Origin of the sequence: Flavobacterium sp., from assembly GCF_024710485.1 — a bacterium.
GTDB lineage: Bacteria > Bacteroidota > Bacteroidia > Flavobacteriales > Flavobacteriaceae > Flavobacterium.
In genome coordinates this window covers 89,460-113,316 of sequence record NZ_JANJUQ010000030.1, presented here as the reverse complement: position 1 = coordinate 113,316, position 23,857 = coordinate 89,460, and the positions used below count along the sequence as shown (strand labels likewise).

The following is a 23,857-nucleotide window of genomic DNA, read 5'->3' as shown; positions in this document are numbered from 1 at the left end:
TAAAATAATAAAAAAAGACACAAGCGCTTGTGTCTTTTTACATTAACTCTATATGTTGTTAATAAGCTATAAGCTCAAGTAATGAAGTTTCAAAACGAGCTTTAGGCAAATACTGATCTTCTAATGGCTTCACAAAAGGAATAGCCGTTTCCAAACTACCTACTCTTCGCACAGGCGCATCCAAATACTCAAAACAGGCTTCGGTAACCATAGCCGAAATGTCACTTGCCACTCCGCCAAACAAAGTATCTTCTTGAAGAATAATAACTTTACCTGTCTTTTTAACCGAAGTAAAAATCGCTTCGGTATCCAAAGGTTGTAATGTTCTTAAGTCAATCAAATCGGCACTAACATCCTGGTGTTTATCTAAGGTTTCCAAAGCCCAATGCACACCGGCTCCGAACGAAATAACGGTTACTTGCGTACCTTCTTTCAATAAAGCGGCTTTCCCGAAAGGAATGGTGTAATAATCCGTCGGAACCTCTTGATAAACGGAACGGTACAATTGTTTGTGCTCAAAATACATCACCGGATTCGGATCGTTAATGGCAGTATTCAATAATCCTTTGGCATCATACGGAAACGCCGGATAAACCACTTTCAAGCCCGGTGTTTTGGTAAACCAAGCTTCGTTGGTTTGTGAGTGAAACGGTCCGGCTTGCGTACCGCCACCACAAGGCATACGAACTACTACATCCGATTTTTCGCCCCAACGATAGTGTTGTTTAGCCAATAAATTCACTATCGGATTGAATCCAGTAGACACGAAATCGGCAAACTGCATTTCCACTACAGCCTTATGACCATTTATAGATAATCCATTCGCCGCCGATACTACAGCACTTTCACAGATAGGTGTATTGCGTACGCGGTCTTTGCCAAATTGCGCTACAAAACCATCGGTAATTTTAAAGGCCCCTCCGTATTCCGCAATATCTTGTCCCATAATCACCAAATTTTCATGGCGTTCCATGGATTGGCGTAAGGCCGAAGAAATGGCATCAATAACACGAATGTTTTCTTTTTCTGCGCCAGGTTCAAAGACTTCAAAAGTATATGGTTCATACACATCATTGAGTTCTTCTTCCAAACTGGCTTCGCATTCAGGTTCGGCGACAGTAATGGCCCAATGTTCATCAATTTCGGCTTTGATATTAGCTTTAAACTCGGCATCCATTTCTTCAGAAAGCACACCAACTGTCATCAAATAATCTCGGTAATTGGCAATCGGATCTTTAATCGCCCACATGTCCATCAACTCCTGAGGTACATATTTAGTTCCACTGGCTTCTTCGTGACCGCGCATTCTAAAGGTTTTGAACTCCAACAACACCGGACGAGGATTGACTGTCATCGACGCTTTTAATTCAGCTACTTTCAAATAAACCTCTAATATATTGTTACCGTCTATGATATGACTTTCCATGCCATAGCCTACGCCTTTGTCAGCCAGGTTTTCACAGCGGTATTGCTCGTTGGTCGGTGTTGATAAACCATAACCGTTGTTTTCAATCACAAACATTACCGGTAAATCCCAAACAGCGGCTATATTCAATGCCTCATGAAAATCGCCTTCCGAAGTAGCACCTTCTCCGGTAAAAACAGCTGTAACTTTGCCGTTTTGCTTGAGTTTATTGGCTAAAGCGATACCGTCGGCTACACCCATTTGCGGTCCGAGATGCGAAATCATTCCGATAATTTTAAACTCTTGGGTACCAAAGTGAAAACTGCGGTCTCTTCCTTTGGTAAAACCGCTTTTCTTTCCTTGCCATTGCGAAAACAATCGGTGCAATGGAATGTCTCTCCCGGTAAATACACCCAAATTGCGGTGCATTGGTAAAATATATTCATCTTGGTCTAACGCAGCCGTAATTCCTACTGAAATGGCTTCCTGACCAATGCCCGAAAACCATTTAGACACTTTCCCTTGACGCAACAAGATGAGCATTTTTTCTTCTATCAATCGGGGCTTGAGTAATCTTTTATACAAGTCCAACAACTGGATATTGGACAATTCTTTTCTATCGAATTTCATTGGGTTTGTTTTGGTGTTGCAAAAGTATAAAAACAGATTTCAATCGTTGTAGTTTTTAAAGGAAAGTTAAGCCAATTTTACCAAAGAAAAACCCCGAGCAAATCAATACTCGGGGTTTTCGGTTCAATCATGCTGCTTTTTAATTGGCTGCTTTTATGAAATTTTTACGCAATAGTAGTCCTTCTTCCGTAGTCATCTCTAAAATGTAAAATCCGGCCGACAAACCGTCAACATTAATACTATTGTTATTGATTAAATTAGCCGCTAAACGTTGTCCATTAACCGAAATAATGCTGACATTTTTAATCGATGCATCGGTTTCCACGAATAATTCTTGTCGCACCGGATTAGGATACAAAGTGACCGTTTTATTAGGATTAAATTCACTGTTATCCAAATTGCTTTGCGTTACATTTAACGTGTAAGCAATGGTTTGAGGCGATGGCCATGAAGAAATTACGATATAATATGTTTGCCCGGCCGTAACCGCCATATCATTAATAGTTCTGTTACCGGCAGCCGAACTGCAATTACAAGCATAAGGTGCAGCTCCTATACCGGCACAACTGGTATACACAAAAAGACCGGTCCAACCTGGCGCAGAGGGCAATTGTATGGAAATATTTCCGTTTGCTGTTGGAGTGTAAGCGTAAATCACGTCATTTCCACCAAGATAATAATTCCCAGAAGTTCCTGCACCACAAGAAATTGGGGTGGCTGTCGGAGGATCGTAATTATCACCATAGTTAGCCGTATTGTCTGTAGTGGTGTAAGGCAAACTATTTATAACTATGGGATCGGTACATAAACTGCCAGTTTGCCCATACAAGCCAACAGTTATCAATAAAAATAAAGCGTAAAGTTTTCTCATGAGGTTGTTTTTTAGGAGGTTAACATTTCAAATGTAACCCATTTAATTTAAAAATGCAAGACTGTCTTAATATCTGTAAATGAACGCGTAATAGGACAACAATTGTTAATAACTTTGACTTTTTCTAATTAAAATTTAGTTACATTTGTAGTTATGATTGGGATTTCCTCAGTCTGAGTTATTAACAAAAATTTTTTAGTAGTATGCAACAAATTCCAAGTGTTGACTTACGTGATTTCCTGTCGGACGATCCGGCACGTAAACAAAAATTTGTAAATGAAATCGGAAAAGCATACGAAGACATCGGCTTCGTTGCACTAAAAGGTCATTTTTTAGATGACAAATTGGTAGAAGACTTGTATGCAGAAGTGCGCAATTTCTTCAACCTGCCATTGGAAACCAAAGCCAAATACGAAATTCCGGGAATTGGCGGACAAAGAGGTTATGTTTCTTTCGGAAAAGAACATGCTAAAGGTCGCTCTGCCGGAGATTTAAAAGAGTTTTGGCACTTTGGGCAGTATGTGAGTGAAGGCTCAAAATACGCCAACGAATATCCTGACAATGTAGAAGTAGCCGAATTGCCTCATTTTAATGAAGTCGGAAAAGAAGCTTACAGAATGTTAGAAAAAACCGGCGTGTATGTATTACGCGCTTTAGCCTTATACATTGGCTTGGATGAATTTTATTTCGACAATTACATTAAAGACGGAAATAGTATCTTAAGACCAATTCATTATCCACCTATTACAGACGAACCTAAAGATGGCGCCGTTCGTGCTGCCGCTCATGGTGACATCAACTTGATTACGTTGTTAATGGGTGCCCAAGGCAAAGGATTACAAGTACAAAATCACAATGGCGAATGGATTGATGCCATGGCGCAACCGGACGAGTTGATGATTAATGTAGGCGACATGTTGTCCCGTCACACCAATAACAAATTAAAATCAACCATCCACCAAGTAGTGAATCCACCAAGAGAATTGTGGGGAACGTCACGTTACTCTATTCCGTTCTTTATGCATCCGGTAAGCGATATGCCTCTGAATTGTTTGGAAAAATGTATCGATGCCGATCATCCGAAAGCATTCGACGATATTACAGCTGGAGAATACTTGGACGAACGTTTGGTAGAATTAGGACTCAAAAAGTAAAGGTTAATTCAATAATTTCATCAAAGACATTGAGTTTTCCAACTTGATGTCTTTTTTGGTTTTTTATTAGGACGCCAAGGTGCTAAGGCACTGAGGAACTCAGGTAAAAAACCTTAGGACCTTAGCAACTCAGAACCTTAGTACCTTTATCGATAAATGGACTTACAAGAACAACTCAAGAAATTATTCCCCGATCACGAACCTTCCAATGAGACGGAAGAAACAGTAGCTGAAAATCACGAGCTCTTTATCCAAAAAGAACCCATGATTTGCAAATACGAAAAACGCAAAGGCAAAGCCACTACCATTATTGAAGGCTACGAAGGCAGTGACGAAGATTTTAAAATCTTAGCTAAAGAAATCAAAACCAAACTCAGTGTCGGCGGTACATTCAAAGACGGAGCCATCATCATACAAGGCGATTACCGCGACAAAATCATGAAAATCCTGCAAGAGAAAGGATTCAAAACCAAACGCGTAGGCGGATAAACCGGTTTCAAGTTTAAAACTCGGAACCCGAAACCCGCAAACCATAACTCGAAACAAAAAATTATGATACAATCTTCAGAATTAATATTAAACCCGGATGGCAGTGTTTACCATCTCAACTTAAAACCGGAACATATTGCCCACGACATCATCTTCGTTGGCGATCAAAACCGCGTAGAAAAAATTACACAATTCTTTGACAGCATCGAATTTTCGACGCAAAAGCGCGAATTCAAAACCCAAACCGGTTACTTCAAAGGCAAAAAAATGACTGTCATGTCAACCGGTATCGGTCCGGACAATATTGATATTGTTATGAATGAGCTTGATGCGTTGGTCAACATCGACTTAGAAACGCGTAAACCAAAAGAAAACCTGACGTCGCTCAACATTATCCGCATCGGAACTTCGGGTTCGTTGCAAGCCGATATTCCGTGTGACAGTTTTGTGATGAGTCGGTACGGATTAGGCTTAGACAACATGCTTCGCTCCTATTTAATCGACGACATTTCGGAAAAAGCCATGGAAGACGCCTTTATCAGTCAGACCAATTGGGACATGCGAAAAGGCCGTCCTTATGTTATTGCTTGCTCGGAAACGCTGGAAAAAAGAATGGAAAGCGATCAAATATTCAAAGGATTTACCGGAACTGCCGGCGGTTTTTACGGACCGCAAGGCCGCGTATTGCGCTTGGAAATCCAAGATCCGGAACTCAATGCTAAAATGGACAGCTTCGAGTTCGAAGGCATCAAAATGACCAACCTCGAAATGGAAACCGGAGCCATCTATGGTTTGGGCAAACTGTTGGGCCACGAGTGTTTGTCGCTCAACGCCATCATTGCCAACCGCGCCACCGGAAACTTCAGCGAAGATCCGTACAAAGCTGTAGACGCATTAATTGCCTACGCCTTAAATAAGTTAGCCGAATAATTTCAGGAGCTATTTCCCGCTGTCCGCTGTATCTTTTTTACCGTCAGTTCCGGTGTACTATTTCAGGATGTATCGAGAACCGGTAAAAAAGGATGCCGCTTCCATCGGGGCTATGAAACCATCTTGTCATGAATTTAATTTTAGAAACCGACCGCTTACTCCTGCGTCCGCTAGAACTTTCCGATGCGGAAGCCATGTTTGCTATGGATAAAAATCCGGAAGTGCACAAATACCTTTGGCAAACTCCGGTACAAAAAGTAGAGGAAGTCATCAAAGTGATTCACTACGTTAACGAGCAATACAAAAGAAACAACATCGGTCGATTTGCTACTATTCTAAAAGAAACCGGAGAGTTTATTGGCTGGACCGGAATTAAATTCGTAGACGACCACACAGAAAACGGCAACACTAATTTTTACGATTACGGCTATCGCTTGGCAGAACCATTTTGGGGCAAAGGCTATGCCACGGAAGCCTCTTATGCCTGGTTGGATTACGGTTTCAAAAAAATGAACATCGACAAGATGAATGCGTACACGCATTTTGACAATGGCGCTTCCAATCACATTCTGCAAAAAATCGGGATGCAATTCATGGAAGATTACACCGATAAAGACGGCGCTACCTGGAAATGGTGGCAAATGGAGAATCCGCATGTTAGATAGATTTTCGGATTACAGATATTCAGATTACAGATATAAAGACATTATCCTACTATGAAAACAGTCAGAATAGCCGGCGTACCGGAACATTTCAATTTACCTTGGCATTTATGCTTGGACAATGGCGAGTTTGAGGAAGTCGGCATCGATTTGCAATGGACTGATGTACCCGAAGGTACCGGAAAAATGTGCCAACTGTTGCGCGATAATGAAACCGACATCGCGGTGATTTTAACCGAAGGCATTGTTAAAGACATCGTTGGCGGTAATCCGAGTTCGATTGTTCAGACTTATGTGGATAGTCCGCTTATCTGGGGAATCCACGTTGCAGCGGAATCCCAATACCAAACTTTATCCGATTTAGAAAACACCAAAGTGGCCATTTCACGCTATGGCTCAGGGTCACACTTGATGGCTTATGTCAACGCACAAAACCAACACTGGAACACCGAAACGTTGCAATTTGAAGTAGTTAATACCATAGACGGCGCTGTGGAAGCTTTAACCCATGGGAAAGCCGATTACTTTATGTGGGAACGTTTTATGACTCAGCCTTTGGTTGACAAAGGTATCTTTCGACACGTAGCCGATTGCCCCACACCTTGGCCTTGCTTTGTAATTGCCATACGCAACGAGTTTCTCGAAAACAATCGCCAAACCGTGGCTTTATTACTGGAAATAATCAATAATACTACGATTGAATTTAAGGAAATTCCGAGCATTGATCGCACTTTAGCGACTAAATACAACCAAAAGTTAGAAGACATTCAAACTTGGTTATCACTCACCAAATGGGCACAAAAACCCTTAGAGGAAAAAGTGTTAAACAAAATTCAAAATCAATTATTTGACCTCAAAATTATCGAGAAAAAAGGTACTTTTGCTGAAATAGTAAAAGCCGTTTAGCTTTTGCCATGGCAACATGATAAAACCGGGAAATCTTACGTATCAGCAACTTAAAGAAAAGTTCAGGATAAAAAGTCCTTGGGACATGATTATCATTTTTGTCTTGAACATCCTGATTACCATTCCGATTTTTATCATTGCCCACCAAAACTTAGTGGTTTTAGACTGGGCGAACCACTTCGACCGCGTTTTGCTTTTCATTGTCATTTTAGCAGTTATCCAACTCTTATTAAGAGCTTTAAGAAGGGTAACATTAATCTCGGTGATTCTTTATTTCATCTTATTGCTGTTCGGTACTTTATCCGGAAAATACGGTTTCCAAAGTGTTTTTGAAGACTACCGTTCAATGGTTTACACCATGAGCGAAAATCCATATCCGCAGGACATTATCATTTCTAAGTTACTGCCATTTCCGAACAAATCCAAAATCTTGGATGCTGTAGAATACCAAAATCCCAGGATTCGGAACTTCGCCATTATGGCAACGAGCAAACACTTCAGAGAGGTAAAAGGCTATCACGAAATCCATACCATCGTCCAATCTTTTGCGATTTTTAAAGAAATTAATACCCGGTGGAACTACGTCAGCGATCCCAAAGGACGGGACTATATTGCCAAAGCAACTGAGTCTTTACAATACCTTTCCGGAGACTGCGATGACCATTCGATTTTTATGGTGGCTTGCATCAAATCGATTGGCGGCACTACCCGATTGATCCATACCAAAGGCCATATTTATCCGGAGCTTTACATTGGTACCCAAAAAGATTTAGAACAGATTAATTACGTCATTAAGAAAGTATTGTTCCCTACGGAAAGTAAAAATCAAACTATTAATTACCACATTGACGAAAGAGGAAACATTTGGCTTAACTTGGATTACACCGCCAAATACCCCGGCGGACCGTTCATGAATGAAGAAATTTTAGGGGCTTTAACACTGGAATAAATCTTCCTTAAAATATTTTAAACAACTGGTTTATTTAGTATATTCGTTTCCGTTAAACTAACCCATATGAAAAAAGTTTTACTGCTGTTGCTGTTGCTTTCTACGGCAACTCAAGCGCAAGAAAGTGCGGCTATTGACAACAAAAAAAATGAATTCCGAGTAGATGTATTGTCTGCCTTGGTTTGGCAAAAAGCCAGTTTCAGTTATGAACGCTTTTTCGGCGGAGCCTTTTCGACGGGTTTCAACTTAAATTTTTCGGATAGTGGTAAATTGAATGATGATTTTGAAAGAGGATACCGCAATAATGTCCCGAAATTTGAATTCAATCCGTATGTGAGATACCAATTGTCAAAAGGCAAGACCAGTTTTTATTTTGCGGAAGTGTTTGCTTCCTACAACGGTGGTGATTACAAAGAGATTATTCGTTTGGTCGATAACAATTTGAATGGCTACTACACCACCAAAAAATCAGCATATTCCGATTTTGGTTTGGGCGGTGGCTTGGGATACAAATTGTATATCAAAGAAGCCTTTTTGGTAGAATTCTTAGCCGGTTTCGGTTCTAATTTAACCAATCGCGATAAGAGTCCGGATGTAATTTCCAGAGTCGGTTTTAACTTAGGCTATCGTTTTTAAAAAAAGAAAGATGAAAAAATTACACTATGCAGCATTATTGTTTGTTGGTCTTTTATTTTCCAACTGCGACACCAACGATGACGATTTCTATAAAACCATTTATGTAGAAGGCGGTAATAATATCGTAAGGATTGAAACGCAATCTACTTATACCGTTGGTGATTATTTATACGTTAAAGCTGATTTGGCAAGATACATTCCGGAACCCGGACAAACGCAAACCGCACTTTTAGACATTTACAAAACTACCGGGAATGCCTCACAGTTTGTTTTTTCGTATGTGATTGAGCGAAAAATTAACGCTACCGATTGGGAAGTGGTAACGGTGAATGATAACCAACTAGATATCATTTCCGGAAATGCACAAAACGGCGCTTATGTTTACGGTGTTTGTGAATACAACACTACTGAAGAATATTATCGTTATAACGTTGGCTTTCCGTTGTTAAACGCCGGGAATTATCGTCTCTCTTTCGGATACAACAGTTCTTCTGCTAACAGTGTAGAGATGGTTTCCTTGAGTGCTCCTAAAGACTTGATTGTAAATATCAATGCGGCTGTTTCTAATTTAGATAACAACGGATATTATTATTTTACCGTAAACTAAATTACCAACGAATAGGCTCTTTTCCGAGACTTTCTAAATATTGATTGGTTTTACTGAAATGCTGATTGCCGAACCATAAGCCTCTATTAGCACTTAAGGGCGATGGGTGTCCGGTTTCTAAAACATGGTGTTTGTTTCGATTGATTTTAGCGCCTTTCTTTTTGGCAAATCCGCCCCAAAGTAAAAAAACCACATTCTCTTTAGTGTCGGATATTTTCTGAATTACCGCATCGGTAAAGGTTTCCCAACCCTGATTTTGGTGGCTTCCCGCCTCGCTTTCCCTTACGGTTAAGGTAGCATTGAGCAACAAAACCCCTTGGTCGGCCCAACGTTCCAAATTACCGCTGATGGGAAACGGAATTTGCAAATCGGACTCAATTTCTTTGAAAATATTTTGAAGCGAAGGCGGAAAAGCAATCCCATCGTTTACCGAAAAACACAAACCGTTAGCTTGGCCCAAACCGTGATAAGGATCTTGACCGATAATGACTACATTCACCTTGTCAAACGGACAATGGTCAAAAGCAGCAAATATTTGACTCCCTTTGGGAAAGCATCTTTTGGTGGCATATTCTTCTTTCACGAAGGCTACCAATCGGTGAAAATAAGGTTGGTTAAATTCGCCGTAAAGTTGTTCCTGCCAAGTCGGCTCCATTTTGATTAACATCTCATAAAATTTTACCAAAAATAGTATTTTCTGTTGCAATATGGCTTTTAACCTTTGTAACTTTGAAGCATAGACCTGAAAGCATGATAGCGATTACTGAGAAAACATTACAAGATTTAGAATTCAATACGGTCCTGCAAACCATATCCGACCGATGCAATACCGAAATCGGCAAACAAAAAGCACTCGACATTGTTCCTTTCAAAGACAAAGCCACTTTGATGAACGAGCTTTTACAAACCTCGGAGTACTTGTCGTCGTTCACCAATAACAACGCCATTCCCAACCACGGTTTCGAAAATATCACCCAAGATTTAAAGTTTTTAGCCATTGAAGACAGTTTTTTGGAAGTGAGTAGTTTTCGTAAAATCGCTACGCTGTCTGAAACTGTGAATGTATTGTTATTGTTTCTGAAGAAATTTCACGATTACTATCCGAAATTAAACGAGAAAGCAGCCCAAATTGAATACACCAAATACATCACACAAAAAATTGATGAAGTAGTTGACAAATACGGGGAAATCAAAGACAATGCTTCGCCCGATTTGATTAACATCCGCCGCGATATGAATGTGGTTCGCGGAAAAGTCAACCAAAGTTTCGGTCAGGCATTAAGCCAATACAACAGCTTAGGCTATTTGGATGAGATTAAAGAAAGTATCGTTGAAAACCGACGGGTTTTGGCAGTTTTGGCCATGTATAGAAGAAAAGTCAAAGGTTCCATTTTAGGCAGTTCTAAAACCGGTAGCATCGCTTACATTGAACCCGAAGCTACGCTGCGCTATTCGAGAGAATTGAACAATTTAGAATACGAAGAAAGAGAGGAAATCACTCGAATTTTAAAGAAACTTTCCCATGAAATTAGGCCTTATGTTGATTTACTAAAGCAATACCAAGACTTTCTGAGTGATATCGACGTAGTGGCTGCAAAAGCCAAATATGCGCGTAAAATCAATGCATTATTGCCTAACATTACTGAGGAAAAGCGTTTGTTTTTCCGCGAAGCTTATCATCCGATATTGTTTTTGAACAATTTGGAGAAAAAGGAAAAAACATTTCCGCAAACCATTGAATTGAAAAACGACAGTCGGATTATCGTGATTTCGGGACCGAATGCCGGCGGTAAAACCATTTCGTTAAAAACAGTCGGCTTACTGCAATTGATGTTTCAATGCGGGATTCTGATTCCGGTACACGAACGAAGCGAAACCTTTTTATTTGACAGAATTCTAACGGACATAGGCGACAATCAATCGATTGAAAACCATTTGAGCACTTACAGTTACCGATTGAAGAACATGAATTACTTTTTGAAAAAATGCAACGCCAAAACCTTGTTCTTGATCGATGAATTCGGAACCGGTTCCGACCCTGAATTGGGAGGCGCTTTGGCAGAAACCTTTTTAGAAGAATTCTACCATCGGGAAGCCTTTGGGATTATCACCACGCATTATTCCAATTTGAAAATATTGGCCAACGAATTACCGTTTGCTTCCAACGCCAACATGCTTTTCGATGAAAAATCATTAGAACCTTTGTACAAATTAATTTTAGGGCAGGCCGGAAGTTCTTTCACCTTTGAAGTAGCGCAAAAGAACGGTATACCCTACGGATTAATCAATCGGGCCAAGAAAAAAATTGAAGGTGGAAAAGTGCGTTTCGACAAAACAATAGCCACCTTGCAAAAAGAGCGTTCCAAACTCGAAAAGACCTCGCTAACCTTAAAAGAAGAAGAAATCAAAGCCCGTGAAGAAAGCAAAAAAATGGAAACCATTAATGCTAAGATTCAGGAAAAATTGGAGCGCTATCAAGAATTGTATGATGCCAATCAACGGCTGATTTACATCGGGCAGAAAATAGATGATTTATCCGAGAAATACTTTAACAACAAAGACAAAAAAGTATTGATTGGAGAATTTTTGAAATTGGTGGAAATTGAAAACTCCAAACGCAAAAAAGCCACAGCCAAAGAGAAAAAAGAAAAGGAGATTATCCAGAAAAAAGTGGTGGAAGAAGTTAAAGTCAAAGTAGAAGAAATTCGAGTAGCCAAAAAGGAAAAGAAGATTAAAGCGCAAAAGCTCGAAACCGAAAAACCAAAAGTGGTTTTAAAAATTGGAGACAGGGTTCGCATGGTTGACGGAAAATCGATTGGTACCATTGATAAAATTGAGAAAAATAAAGCCGTGGTGAATTACGGCATCTTTACTTCTAAAGTCAGTTTAGAAGAATTAGAATTTGTTCAAGCCCATTGATGATGGAAATTAACGAATTACCCAAAGACAAGAAAATTATACTCTATGACGGGGTTTGTAATCTTTGCAACGCCTCAGTACAGTTTGTTATTAAACGGGATACCAAAGACGTATTTCGTTTTGTACCGCTGCAATCTGATTTGGGCAATAAGATTTTGAATCATATTGGCATTAATCGTGAGCATACCGACAGTATGGTGCTTTATGAACCCGGTAAAGCCTATTTTTACAAAGCAGAAGCTGCATTGAAAATAATAAATGAATTTGGAGGTTTGTATCAGCTGCTTAACATCTTGCAAATACTCCCAAAGTTTATTTCGAACACGGTTTATGATTACATCGCCAAAAATCGTTACCGTTGGTATGGCAAAAAAGAAAGTTGTATGATGCCTACACCTGAATTGGCAGCAAAATTTCTGGCATGATAATTATCATACCGTATTAGAATTTATCAAAGTAATTTTGATAAACTCTAATCGATAAGTCATGACATCACAAAACATTTCCTTGTATTCTTGGGACAACGGTGCCTTCATTATGGTAGGCGTATTTACCTTAGTCATCATCGGGTTGGTAGGCGCCATACTCCTGATGATGAATAGTAAGAATAAAAAAAACGACTAAGTTTCCTTAGTCGTTTTTCTTTATAGAGAAATGTAAAATTATTGTTTTACAATTTTCTTAGTAGCTTTTCCGTTTGCTGTTTCAATGTTTAAGAAATAAACTCCAGAGTTCAAATCTGCAATATTCAACTGATTTAAATTAGAATTGAATTCTTTTACAGTTCTTCCATTAACGTCAGAAATTCTCACTTTGTTGATTTCAACATCAAAAGTGTTACTCATAAGAGAAATGTTCACAACATTGTCTACCGGGTTTGGATAAACAACAAATGTATCATTAGAAACTGATAAATCGTTAACTCCTAAAAGCGTATCAGTAGCAGAAGCTCTCATTACAAAATTATCAAAAACACCGCTGAAAGATGCAGCGTTTGTAGTGTTTGCCTCAGAAGCTAAATCTAACTCACCCGGATCAGCTAAATCAGCACCTCCTGCCCAAAAAGTATTAGCAATAGTAGCAGTATCAGTCATAGTATTAACTCTCCACGTTGGCTGACCAGTAGTAGTGTTGTAACCAAATCCAATTCTGTACCAAGTGTTGGCTTGTAAAATTAAACCACCAGTAGCTAAATTAACAGTGTATGTATCAACTGTACCGGCATTATTCAATTTTGCAACACCTCTTAATAATCTTGTATTATTGGTGTAAATTAATCCATTAATGATTTCAAAAGTTGGATCATATAAATAAACCCCTGTAAATCCGGTGCTGGTTGTTGTGGCTCCAGTGAAAAAATCTACCTCAACTTCAATTATTTCGTTTCCGGCTGTTCTTGCTGCCCAAGCAGTAGGAAGACCATCTTTCCACATATATCTTACACCTTTATTTCCATTTGGACCAACAATTTGCAAACCTTTAGTAGCATTATTTCCTGCGGCAATAATTTGAAAATTAGAACTCGCTGAATTGGTTGTAGTTGTAGGATCAGTTCCATTGTTAGAAAAAGTCAACCAAGAGCCTTGCCCGGCTGTTGTACCTGTTAAATCTGTACCAATGTTTCCAATTGTTAGACCATTGAAGTCATCAGATTGAATTGTCTGAGCATTGGATACAAATAAACCTCCTAAAAGAGTCAAAGAAAGTAAAAGTTTTTTCATAAAATAGTTTTTTAATTGTTAAGCAAATATATTAAAGTTAATTATAATCTGGCATAATTTAACTTTCTTTTTTCCTATCCTTAACTATCCTTTTCCCATTTACCTACAACACTTGTTGCAATGGCATTGCCCAATACATTGGTAGCACTTCGGAACATATCACAAAAATGATCTATCGGGAGAATCAAAGCAATGCCTACTTCAGGAATATCAAACATCCCGCAAGTAGCAGCCACAACAACTAAACTGGCTCGGGGAACTCCTGCAATCCCTTTACTGGTTAACATTAAAACTAACAACATTGTCATTTGGGTTCCGGTATCCAATGGAATACCGTAGGCTTGTGCAATAAAAATACTGGCGAATGTCATATACATCATACTACCGTCAAGATTAAAAGAATATCCTAAAGGCAACATGAAAGAAACAATTTTGTCTTTAACGCCAAATCGCTCCAACTCTTCTGTTAGTTTGGGAAAAACCGCTTCACTACTCGTTGTACCGAAAGCAATTACTAACGGACTCATGATTCGCTTCAAGAGCGTTGTCATGTGCCCTTTCAAGAACAAATAACCAACAAACAATAGCACAACCCACAAAGAGGCTATTCCAACCAAAAACGAACCAAAGAAGTAAATGTAAGTTTTAATCAATTCCCAAAAATCAATCATGGCCAAAACACTAGCTATAGCACCAAAAACACCGAAAGGAGCAAACTTCATTACATAGTTCACCATTTTCAAAATAATGTGTGATGTTTTATCCAAAGCATTGATAACCGGTTTTGCATGCGAACCTATGGATGCAGCGGCTAACCCGAAGAAAATAGAGAAAATTACTATCTGCAAAATTTCATTAGTAGCCATAGCTTCAACCACACTTTTAGGAATGATATGCTCTATAAAATTCTGAGCAGAAAAACCTTCCGTTTTTTGTACAATCTCTGAGGCTTTATTAGGATCAAGATTTGGTAATTGAATATTCTTTCCGGGTTCTAATAGATTTACCCAAAACATTCCTATCAACAAAGAAATAAATGATGCGGAAAAAAACCAGCCCAAAGCCCTACCTCCTATTCGTCCTACCGATTTGATATCGCCTAATTTGGCAATTCCTACCACCAAAGTAGTAAAGACTAAAGGTGCAATAATCATCTGTACCAGCCGAATAAATATGGTTGCTAGCAACTTAATATTCTTGCTGAAAGACTCTCGGAAAGTTTCGTCAAAATTTTTAAAAACAAAGACTCCCAACAAGGCACCAAGTACTACGGCAATTAAAATTTGAAAAGTAAGATTAGAAAGTATTGACTTTTTCGACGTTTCTGTTGTGTCCATTTATTTTTGATAGGTTTTGTTTAGTAAATAAAAATCAGCCAAAACTAAGGCAGCCATAGCTTCCACAATGGGTACCGCTCTCGGCACCACACAAGGATCATGACGTCCTTTCCCTTGCTGTGTGACAATAGTATTTTGATTGGTTAAAACTTCCTGCTCTTGCATCAAAGTGGCAACCGGTTTGAAAGCTACTCGGAAATAGATATCCATCCCGTTAGAAATTCCGCCCTGAATACCACCGGAAAGATTGGTCTTGGTAGATCCGTCATCGTTGTAAAGATCGTTGTGTTCACTGCCTTTCATTTGTGCACCGCAAAATCCGCTACCATATTCGAATCCTTTTACAGCATTGATTGACAACATTGCTTTGCCCAATTCGGCATGCAATTTGTCAAAAACAGGTTCACCTAATCCGACAGGAACATTTTGAATAACACAAGTGATAGTTCCGCCAACCGTATCGCCTTCTTTGCGAATGCTCTTGATATAGTTTTCCATTTTAGCTGCTGTCTCTAAATCGGGACAACGAACAGCATTGCTTTCTGTTAGCGAAAAATCTAAGTCCTGATATGGTTTGTCTATAAAAATAGTCCCAACAGATGATACAAAAGCGTTTATTTTTACCGAAGGCAATAATTGTTTAGCAACCGCTCCGGCTACTACTCTACAAGCAGTTTCTCTGGCCGAACTTCTTCCGCCGCCGCGGTAATCACGAATGCCGTATTTTTTTTCATACACATAATCGGCATGGCTCGGTCGATACGAATCTTTGATATGCGTATAATCATCCGATTTTTGATTGGTATTCGGGATGATAAAACCGATTGGTGTGCCTGTCGTTTTTCCTTCAAAAATTCCGGATAAAAACTGTACTTCATCGGCTTCTTTTCGTTGGGTAACTATGGCCGACTGTCCGGGCTTTCTGCGCTGCATTTCGGCTTGAATGGCTTCAAAATTTAACGCTACTCCGGGTGGACAGCCATCGATAATTCCTCCTAAAGCTTCTCCGTGAGATTCTCCGAAAGTGGTGACTTTAAAAAGAGTTCCGTAACTGTTTCCGGCCATGTTTATCGATTTTAAACAAATATAGGGCAAAGTTTAAAAGTGCAAAAGATTATTATTCAAAAGTTAATCCTTAGGTAAACTTAGACTAACATCTTAATAGTTAATTTGGAAAACCTTAAAAGCAATTATTTTGAAAAAAAGAAAAACGGATGTAGTGGTGATTTCCGATGTTCACCTTGGTACTTTTGGAGCTCATGCGCACGAATTGGGTTATTACTTATCCTCCATCAAACCCAAAATATTAATCTTAAACGGTGACATCATCGATATTTGGCAATTTCGAAAATCCTATTTTCCGAAGTCGCATTTAAAGGTAATCCAAAAGATTATCAACTTAGCTTCTAAAGGTACTCAGGTGTATTATATTACAGGGAATCACGATGAATTCCTACGAAAATTCAGTGATACTTCTATCGGAAATTTTAAAGTCGTGGACAAACTCGTTTTAGAACTCGATCATAAAAAGGCCTGGATATTTCACGGAGATGTATTTGATGCCTCTGTCCAACATTCCAAATGGATAGCCAAACTCGGTGGTATCGGCTACGATTATCTCATTTTACTGAATCGCTTCATCAATTGGTGTTTGAAAAAAATGGGAAAAGAACCTTATTCGTTTTCTAAAAAAATCAAAGCCGGAGTTAAAAAAGCCGTCAAACACATTTCCGATTTCGAGAATACGGCGACTGATTTGGCCATCGAAAAAAATTATGACTATGTTATTTGCGGCCATATTCACGAACCTAAAATTGAAAAAAAAGAAAATAAAAACGGTGCTACTTTGTACTTAAATTCAGGGGATTGGGTAGAAAACCTAACTGCTTTAGAATACCACAAAAAACGTTGGAAACTATACCGTTATGAAGACTACACCGAACTAGAAGAGGAAGAAGAGGATTGGTCTGATATGGAAAATTATATAGAACAACAGCTTATTGCCTCTATCATTTTATCTAAGGAGCAGAAATAATTTTAACAAAAATATAAGACTACTATTAACAATAATCGGCATTTTTCCTCGTTAATGAGTATATTTGTATTAACAAAAAAACACATTTATGAAGAAAATCATTTTATCAGCTTTTATGCTAATCGGATTAGCATTCAGCGCGCAGGCTCAAGACATTTCAAAAAATGCCTTAGGATTACGTTTGGGAGACAACGATGGATTTGGTGGTGAAGTTTCATACCAAAGAGGTTTGTCTAAAAACAATCGTTTAGAGCTTGATTTGGGTTGGAGAAACAGTCAAAATGTCGATGCTTTTAAATTGGTTGGTTTGTACCAATGGGTTTGGAATATTGACGGAGGCTTCAATTGGTATGCCGGAGTTGGTGGTGGTATCGGAAGTTGGAGTTATAAGGACAATGGTTTCGATGAAAACGGAACTATTTTGTTAGCAGCCGGTGACATCGGTATTGAATACAACTTCGACATTCCGCTTCAATTGTCTTTGGACTTCAGACCTGAAATTTATTTTAATTCTGACGACTACAGAGAAGACAGTTTCGGACCGGACATTGCTTTGAGTATCCGTTACCGTTGGTAATTTAAAAATGAAATAAAAAAAATCCCGATTCTTTGAAAATCGGGATTTTTTTTATTTGATAACTATGGGTTTCTTCGAATTGATTTTGATAATGGTGTAAGGATAGATAATATTTTCGTTACTCAAATCCGCCTCAGTTGGCTTTTGAGTGTCTTTAACATAGACCACAATCTCTGTGGGAGTTTCAACCACTTTTTCAACCTTCACCCTATTGTAAGTCTCTTTTGTCGGTCCGGAATTAAGAATAATAAAACTGCTTTTCTGGGTATCTTGCGATTTGATTTTCTTTTGTAGCGTTTCATCTCCCAAAAGCATCATGATTTCTTTGGGTTCAGTAAGAATTTCATAAAACTTGATGTTAGCACCACCATCATTATTGGTTACCAAGACTTCATACAATGGCAATGGTGCTGTTGCTTTTGAAGTGGAACACGAATACAGTGCTATAAAGGCCAATAAGGAAATTATTTTTCGCATCGGGTTTCTTTTATGGCTTGAATATACAAATTTTCATAAAGCGGTAATATGTTTTTAATGTCAAATCGTTTGGCAATATTCAAAGCATTGGTTCTGAATTGCTCAAGTATTTTGTCGTCTTTTAAAATCTTCAAAGCATTCTCAGCCATATTATCAATATCACCTACATTGCTCAAATAACCGGATTCACCGTCAAAATTCACTTCGGGTAAACCGCCTGAATTACTGGAGATAACCGGTACGCTCCAAGCCATTGCTTCCAAAGCTGCCAATCCGAAACTTTCGGTTTCCGACGGTAATAAAAATAAGTCAGAATACGACAAAATTTGGTCAATCTCGTTACTGTTTCCAAAGAAAATAACTTTGTCTTGTATGCCTAATTCTTCACAAAGTTCTTCGGCTTTGGCTTTTTCAGGTCCGTCGCCAACCATCATTAGTTTAGCCGGAATTTGTTGCTGAATTTTATAAAAGATTTTGACAACATCCGGAATGCGTTTTACCTTTCTGAAATTACTGATGTGCGTTACGATTCGCTCTTCTTTTTGAGCCATAACCGAACGCTGACAAGAAATCAAACTCTCATTTCTGGTCTTATCCAACTCGATAAAATTCGGAATTACATGTATGTCTTTTTCAATGGGAAACAAGTTGTAAGTATCGTCTTTTAAACTTTGCGATACCGAAGTAACTACATCGGATTTATTGATACTGAAACTCACTGCCGGTTTGTAAAAAGGATGATTGCCAACTAAGGTAATATCGGTACCGTGCAATGTAGTTACCATTGGAATATTGATGCCTTCGTCTTTCAACATTTGCTTAGCCATATAGCCGGCGTATGCGTGCGGAATAGCATAATGTACGTGCAGGACTTCTATCTTGTACAATTTTACCATATCCACCAGCTTACTAGACAAGGCCAATTCGTAGGGTTGGTAATGAAACAGCGGATATTCAGGTACATTTACCTCGTGGTAATGTACGTTAGGATTTAGAAGGGCCAAACGCACCGGCTGACGGTAAGTAATAAAATGAATTTCATGACCGCGATGGGCTAATTCGAGTCCGAGTTCTGTGGCTACAACACCGCTACCTCCAAATGTAGGATAGCAAACTATGGCTATTTTCATAAACTGTTTTTGTTGGTACGAATTTAAAGAAAATAGCGATGTGATTTGGTAAAAAAGCGTTAAAGAATCAGTGGACTATGATGGCGTCTTGAATTACTTTTTGAATTTCTTCACGAATGTTTTCTTTAGAAAGTTTGTTCGGTAAATTTGAATCCGGGTAAGTTCTGTTGGACAAGAACACATAAACTATTTCTGTTTCAGGATCAGCCCAAGCTATGGTTCCTGTAAATCCGGTATGTCCGAAACTTGATTTGGAAACACAACCGCAAGTTGGACCACCACCGCTGAGTTGTGGTTTATCAAATCCTAAGCCTCTGCGATTGCCTTCGGCACAGAAATGACAGGTATTGAATACGTCAAAAGTTTCAGGAGAAAAATAAGTAACGCCACCGTATTGCCCTTTTTGCAAAAACAATTGCATCATTTTCGCCACATCCAAGGCATTGGAAAAAACACCGGCATGACCGGCAACGCCACCTTCCATAGCGGCTTCCATATCGTGTACATAGCCTTGAATAGTTGTTTGGCGGAAATAATTATCTTCCTCCGTAGGTGCAATCAGACTTTTATCGAACTTAGTCAACGGATTATACAAAGTGTAATTCATTCCCAACGATTGGTAGAAATTCTCGTAAGTGAGTTGATCTAGAGATTTTCCGGTTTTCTTTTCTAAATATTGTTTGAGAATGATGAAGGTAAAATCGCTGTATTTGTATTCTTTTTTATCGAGTAACGGACTATCGATAATTTGCTTCATGATGCTATCGTGGTAGTCGTCACGTAGGTACAGACTGTCAGTTACTCTTTTAGTAAACCCCGGAACTGCCGTTTTTCTGTAATATCTTTCCAAAGGCTTTTTATCGGCTCCAACAGTAGCTTTGTAAAACGGAATCCAGGCCTGGAGTTGTCCGTAATGTGACAACAAAGTTTTAAAATCAATGGAAGCTTTGTTGGAACCTTGAAAACTAGGCAACATTTCACCTAAAGTGGTTTCTAAGCGCACCTTTTTACGATCGTACAACTGCATCACGTTGGGCAAAGTAGCTATGACTTTAGTTAAAGAAGCTACATCATACAAATCCGTGTTCTTCACCCTTACCTTGTTGTCATAAGTTTGGTAACCGAATGATTTTTGATAAACCACTTTGCCTTTACGCGCTACCAAAACTTGCATTCCGGGTGCCATTTTTCCGTCGATGGCCTTGATGGCTAATTTTTCGATTTGATTGAGCTTTTCCGAACTCATTCCCATATTCTCTGGTGTGGAAAATCCTAAACGATTTAACTTCTCTGTGGTTAATCCGTGTCCGGCTTTGTATTCATCGTTAATGGAAACCGATAACTTTCCTTTGGATTCAATCGCACCAAAAATCAATTCAGCCGAAACTTCCTGAGCTATTTCAGCATTTTGATAAGAAACAATAACGCCTTCAATAGTTTCAAAATTTTGAATTTTAGATAAGGTGTACGGTTTGGTAAAACAATCTAAAACCACTTTCTTTTGGGCGCCAATATTCGCAATCAACTGCAACTCGGCTTCCGTAAACTCATGCGATTTCCACCAGGCTTTATCCGATTTGTGATAACCTACAATAACTGTTTCGAAATCAGCCAACTTGACCATAAGAGAATCCGGATTGGCATCTGACACTTCGGTAACTTCGGTATATTTCTTTAACGTATTGACAAAAGCACTGTTGTGGTCTTCACCTATTTTCACGTAGGCTATCTTTTGATTCAAATTGCGAATCGGCAAAATTCCGTCATTCTTAACCACTGTCACCGCATTTTCGTAGAGTTCGTACTGCAAAGAAAGATTAGATTTCGGATTCAAATCGTTGTACAAATTGATTTCTTCTACCGGTTCGTATTGGTGCAATCCGGCTTTGAATTTGTATCGCAATATTTTTTTAACCGATTCGGCCAAACGATTCTCAGTAACCAATCCTTGTTGAAAAGCAGCTCTGATTTTATCGACTGCCAAAGGCACATTCTCGGCAAAAAGCAAAATATCGTTTCCGGCCATAAAGGCTTCCAAATCAATATCTCCGGGCTTTTTAAAATTACTGGCTCCTTTCATATTCAAGGCATCGGTAAAAATCAAGCCTTCGAAACCCATTTCATTTTTCAACAAATTGGTGACTACGGGTTGCGAAATAGAAGTCGGATAGCCTTCGCGCGGCTCTAAACTCGGCACATTCAAATGTGCGACCATTACAGAAACCAAACCTTCATCGAACATACGTTTATAAGGATACAATTCTACTTTTTCGATATGCTCTGCAGAGGCATTAACTACCGGTAAAGTATGATGTGAATCTGTTGAAGTATCGCCGTGACCCGGAAAGTGTTTCCCCGTGGCAAATATGCCTTGGCTTTGAGTTCCGTTCATTAATGCGATGGCGTGTTCGGCAACATTAACTTTATTTTCGCCAAAAGAACGAAAACCGATAATCGGATTTTTGGGATTGGTATTGATGTCTAAAACCGGTGCAAAATTAAAGTGTACACCCATTCTTTTGCTTTCTTTAGCCATGGCTACTCCGACTTTCTCAACCAATTTCAAATCTTTGACAGCGCCTAAAGTCATGTTGAACGGATAGCGAAACGTAGAATCCAGACGCATGCTCATGCCCCATTCGGCATCGATCCCAATAAACAGCGGCACTTTGGCTAATGATTGGTATTGGTTGGTTAAACGCGCTTGTCTTCTCGGACCGCCTTGAAAGAAAATTACGCCACCGATTTTATAATCGCGTACCAACTTTTTGATTGCATTGGTGTGAATGGAATCTTTGTTAGAATAAGCTGCCACCATAAACAACTGCCCTACTTTTTCATCAAAAGTCATTTGGTTGTAGATGCTGTCAACCCATTGGCTTTCGGCTAAGGTCTCGGGGAAAAAGTTTTTTCGCTCCGATTTAAGATGAGGAATGTAAATTTCTTCGTCTTCTGCGATGCCGGCTTTGCTCAGGGTTACAAACGACTTTTTGTCCTTGGTAGTCGAACAATTCGTAACCAAAAACAACAAAGCGCTGAATACTGCTATTCTGAACAAAAACTGCTTCATGAAAAAACGGAAATTAAAAGAAACGACTATGCCAACTGTCGGCAGCAGGAACTTCCCAGCTTTCGTTGAACTCTTCGATGGTATTAACCAAATTATTAAACACTATAGTATTGGCCGTTACGGCTTTCTCTTTGGCCATGCGTTTAAAATCGATAAGCGATTTATGTGCGATGTGCTCTCCGTTTTTAAAAGTAACATTCATTTTATCCAACAAGTCTACTTGGTATTTTTGCTCTAAACTTTGGATAAAAGAAACCGAAGTGTCAATAGAACAACCGGTGGCTTGTTGCACTTCTTGATTGACTGCTATAATAATAAAACGATTGTATTTGAGCAAATAAGAGGCTTCCAATCCGGTACCGTGAGCTGACCAATTCTCGAGAAATGCTTTCAAATCTTGTTCGATTTCAGTCATCTCATCATCTGAAAATTTGCGATTGGACTGATAAATCCAAATTCGGGATTCTTCGGGTAGATTTTCAAAAGGTACAAACATGAGATTGATGATTGGGTATTAATAATTGAGATTACAGCATTATAAATCTTGTGCATTCGCGATAAGTTCGGCTACGTCCATCACTTTTACGTTGCCTTCTTGCTCTTTGGCTTTTACACCGTCGGTCATCATGGTGTTGCAAAACGGACAACCGGCTGCAATGATTTCGGCTTTGGTTTCTAAAGCATCTTCCGTTCTTTCCACGTTGATGTCTTTGTTCCCATTTTCAGGTTCCTTGAACATTTGAGCACCTCCGGCACCACAACACAATCCATTGGCACGAGAGCGTTTCATTTCGACTAACTCAGCATCTAATTTCTGAATCAAATCTCTTGGTGCTTCATACACATTATTGGCGCGTCCCAAATAACACGGATCGTGGAAAGTGATTTTTTTACCTTTAAATTGGCCGCCTTCGATAGTTAATCGACCCGAATCTAAAAGTTGTTTTAAAAATTCGGTATGGTGAACCACTTCATAAGTGCCACCCAATTCCGGATATTCATTTTTTAAAGTATTGAAACAATGCGGACAAGCGGTAACGATTTTTTTGGCTTCGTAAGCATTTAATACCTCGATATTCATCATGGCTTGCATTTGAAACAAAAATTCGTTGCCGGCGCGTTTGGCCGGATCACCGGTACAACTTTCTTCAGTTCCTAAAACGGCAAACTCTACTTTGGCGCGATTTAGAATGCGCACGAAAGCCTTAGTGATTTTTTTGGCCCTGTCGTCAAAACTTCCGGCACAACCTACCCAAAACAATACTTCGGGTTGCTTGCCTTGAGCCATCATTTCTGCCATAGTCGGCACGTTTAATACTTCTGACATAATCAATTTTTAGATTTATGATATT

The 23,857-nt window shown here is 39.1% G+C and carries 24 protein-coding genes; 13 read left to right on the top strand and 11 right to left on the bottom strand.

Features of this window, described 5'->3' with window-relative positions; all coding sequences use genetic code 11:
- Nucleotides 1-58: 58 nt before the first annotated feature.
- The gene (locus Q0M21_RS07210) at nucleotides 59-2,035 is read right to left on the bottom strand and encodes a dehydrogenase E1 component subunit alpha/beta (protein ID WP_295336326.1); all 1,977 of its coding nucleotides are present in this window, start codon (nucleotides 2,033-2,035) and stop codon (nucleotides 59-61) included.
- Nucleotides 2,036-2,174: 139 nt separating this feature from the next.
- Nucleotides 2,175-2,906 carry a T9SS type A sorting domain-containing protein gene (locus Q0M21_RS07205; protein WP_295336323.1) on the bottom strand — a complete coding sequence of 244 codons (732 nt, stop codon included), beginning with the start codon at nucleotides 2,904-2,906 and terminating at the stop codon, nucleotides 2,175-2,177.
- A 203-nt stretch (nucleotides 2,907-3,109) separates the two neighbouring features.
- Between Q0M21_RS07205 and Q0M21_RS07200 the strand changes: the two genes are divergently transcribed.
- The 8 genes from Q0M21_RS07200 (at nucleotide 3,110) to Q0M21_RS07165 (ending at nucleotide 9,239) form a co-directional block, all read left to right on the top strand.
- A complete protein-coding gene (locus Q0M21_RS07200) occupies nucleotides 3,110-4,060 on the top strand; it encodes a 2-oxoglutarate and iron-dependent oxygenase domain-containing protein (protein WP_295336320.1) in 951 nt (316 codons plus the stop codon).
- 156 nt (nucleotides 4,061-4,216) lie between these two features.
- Entirely contained in the window at nucleotides 4,217-4,549 is a 333-nt protein-coding gene (locus Q0M21_RS07195; RefSeq protein ID WP_295336317.1) for a translation initiation factor, read from the top strand.
- 63 nt (nucleotides 4,550-4,612) lie between these two features.
- A complete protein-coding gene (locus Q0M21_RS07190; RefSeq protein ID WP_295336314.1) occupies nucleotides 4,613-5,479 on the top strand; it encodes a nucleoside phosphorylase in 867 nt (288 codons plus the stop codon).
- Nucleotides 5,480-5,607: 128 nt separating this feature from the next.
- On the top strand, nucleotides 5,608-6,144 hold the full coding sequence (locus Q0M21_RS07185; RefSeq protein WP_295336312.1) for a GNAT family N-acetyltransferase: 537 nt from the start codon (nucleotides 5,608-5,610) through the stop codon (nucleotides 6,142-6,144).
- Between the two features lie 51 nt (nucleotides 6,145-6,195).
- Nucleotides 6,196-7,047: a substrate-binding domain-containing protein gene (locus Q0M21_RS07180; RefSeq protein ID WP_295336309.1), complete on the top strand. Its 852-nt coding sequence runs from the start codon at nucleotides 6,196-6,198 to the stop codon at nucleotides 7,045-7,047.
- A 16-nt stretch (nucleotides 7,048-7,063) separates the two neighbouring features.
- Complete coding sequence (locus Q0M21_RS07175) at nucleotides 7,064-7,996, top strand: transglutaminase (protein WP_295336307.1); 933 nt, start codon at nucleotides 7,064-7,066, stop codon at nucleotides 7,994-7,996.
- Nucleotides 7,997-8,062: 66 nt separating this feature from the next.
- Complete coding sequence (locus Q0M21_RS07170; protein WP_295336304.1) at nucleotides 8,063-8,632, top strand: hypothetical protein; 570 nt, start codon at nucleotides 8,063-8,065, stop codon at nucleotides 8,630-8,632.
- 10 nt (nucleotides 8,633-8,642) lie between these two features.
- Entirely contained in the window at nucleotides 8,643-9,239 is a 597-nt protein-coding gene (locus tag Q0M21_RS07165; protein WP_295336300.1) for a hypothetical protein, read from the top strand.
- 1 nt (nucleotide 9,240) lies between these two features.
- On the opposite strand, the gene ung is transcribed toward Q0M21_RS07165, so the two are convergent.
- Nucleotides 9,241-9,906 (bottom strand): uracil-DNA glycosylase, encoded by a 666-nt coding sequence (gene ung, locus Q0M21_RS07160; protein WP_295336298.1) that lies wholly within the window; start codon nucleotides 9,904-9,906, stop codon nucleotides 9,241-9,243.
- An 83-nt stretch (nucleotides 9,907-9,989) separates the two neighbouring features.
- Between ung and Q0M21_RS07155 the strand changes: the two genes are divergently transcribed.
- The 3 genes from Q0M21_RS07155 (at nucleotide 9,990) to Q0M21_RS07145 (ending at nucleotide 12,782) form a co-directional block, all read left to right on the top strand.
- Nucleotides 9,990-12,158, top strand: coding sequence for a DNA mismatch repair protein MutS (locus Q0M21_RS07155; protein ID WP_295336452.1), 2,169 nt, complete (start codon nucleotides 9,990-9,992; stop codon nucleotides 12,156-12,158).
- 2 nt (nucleotides 12,159-12,160) lie between these two features.
- Nucleotides 12,161-12,583, top strand: a complete 423-nt coding sequence (locus Q0M21_RS07150) for a thiol-disulfide oxidoreductase DCC family protein (protein ID WP_295336295.1) — start codon at nucleotides 12,161-12,163, stop codon at nucleotides 12,581-12,583.
- Nucleotides 12,584-12,644: 61 nt separating this feature from the next.
- Entirely contained in the window at nucleotides 12,645-12,782 is a 138-nt protein-coding gene (locus tag Q0M21_RS07145; protein ID WP_295336292.1) for a hypothetical protein, read from the top strand.
- A gap of 38 nt (nucleotides 12,783-12,820) precedes the next feature.
- Here the strand turns inward: Q0M21_RS07145 and Q0M21_RS07140 are convergent, their stop codons facing one another.
- From Q0M21_RS07140 to aroC, 3 genes are all read right to left on the bottom strand, one after another.
- Entirely contained in the window at nucleotides 12,821-13,879 is a 1,059-nt protein-coding gene (locus Q0M21_RS07140; RefSeq protein WP_295336289.1) for a T9SS type A sorting domain-containing protein, read from the bottom strand.
- A gap of 80 nt (nucleotides 13,880-13,959) precedes the next feature.
- Complete coding sequence (locus Q0M21_RS07135) at nucleotides 13,960-15,216, bottom strand: cation:dicarboxylase symporter family transporter (RefSeq protein WP_295336286.1); 1,257 nt, start codon at nucleotides 15,214-15,216, stop codon at nucleotides 13,960-13,962.
- Nucleotides 15,217-16,281: a chorismate synthase gene (aroC, locus tag Q0M21_RS07130; protein WP_295336283.1), complete on the bottom strand. Its 1,065-nt coding sequence runs from the start codon at nucleotides 16,279-16,281 to the stop codon at nucleotides 15,217-15,219.
- A gap of 130 nt (nucleotides 16,282-16,411) precedes the next feature.
- Between aroC and Q0M21_RS07125 the strand changes: the two genes are divergently transcribed.
- On the top strand, nucleotides 16,412-17,251 hold the full coding sequence (locus tag Q0M21_RS07125) for a UDP-2,3-diacylglucosamine diphosphatase (RefSeq protein ID WP_295336281.1): 840 nt from the start codon (nucleotides 16,412-16,414) through the stop codon (nucleotides 17,249-17,251).
- An 88-nt stretch (nucleotides 17,252-17,339) separates the two neighbouring features.
- Nucleotides 17,340-17,828 (top strand): hypothetical protein, encoded by a 489-nt coding sequence (locus Q0M21_RS07120; protein WP_295336279.1) that lies wholly within the window; start codon nucleotides 17,340-17,342, stop codon nucleotides 17,826-17,828.
- A 51-nt stretch (nucleotides 17,829-17,879) separates the two neighbouring features.
- Here the strand turns inward: Q0M21_RS07120 and Q0M21_RS07115 are convergent, their stop codons facing one another.
- From Q0M21_RS07115 to Q0M21_RS07095, 5 genes are all read right to left on the bottom strand, one after another.
- Nucleotides 17,880-18,305: a hypothetical protein gene (locus Q0M21_RS07115; protein ID WP_295336276.1), complete on the bottom strand. Its 426-nt coding sequence runs from the start codon at nucleotides 18,303-18,305 to the stop codon at nucleotides 17,880-17,882.
- Nucleotides 18,293-19,435, bottom strand: coding sequence for an N-acetyl-alpha-D-glucosaminyl L-malate synthase BshA (bshA, locus tag Q0M21_RS07110; protein WP_295336274.1), 1,143 nt, complete (start codon nucleotides 19,433-19,435; stop codon nucleotides 18,293-18,295). The genes Q0M21_RS07115 and bshA overlap by 13 nt, the downstream gene beginning before the upstream one ends.
- Nucleotides 19,436-19,502: 67 nt before the next feature.
- Nucleotides 19,503-22,505, bottom strand: a complete 3,003-nt coding sequence (locus tag Q0M21_RS07105) for a glycoside hydrolase family 3 N-terminal domain-containing protein (RefSeq protein ID WP_295336272.1) — start codon at nucleotides 22,503-22,505, stop codon at nucleotides 19,503-19,505.
- Nucleotides 22,506-22,518: 13 nt separating this feature from the next.
- Nucleotides 22,519-23,001, bottom strand: coding sequence for an ABC transporter ATPase (locus Q0M21_RS07100; RefSeq protein WP_295336270.1), 483 nt, complete (start codon nucleotides 22,999-23,001; stop codon nucleotides 22,519-22,521).
- 39 nt (nucleotides 23,002-23,040) lie between these two features.
- Nucleotides 23,041-23,832 (bottom strand): (Fe-S)-binding protein, encoded by a 792-nt coding sequence (locus Q0M21_RS07095; protein WP_295336268.1) that lies wholly within the window; start codon nucleotides 23,830-23,832, stop codon nucleotides 23,041-23,043.
- Nucleotides 23,833-23,857: the final 25 nt, after the last annotated feature.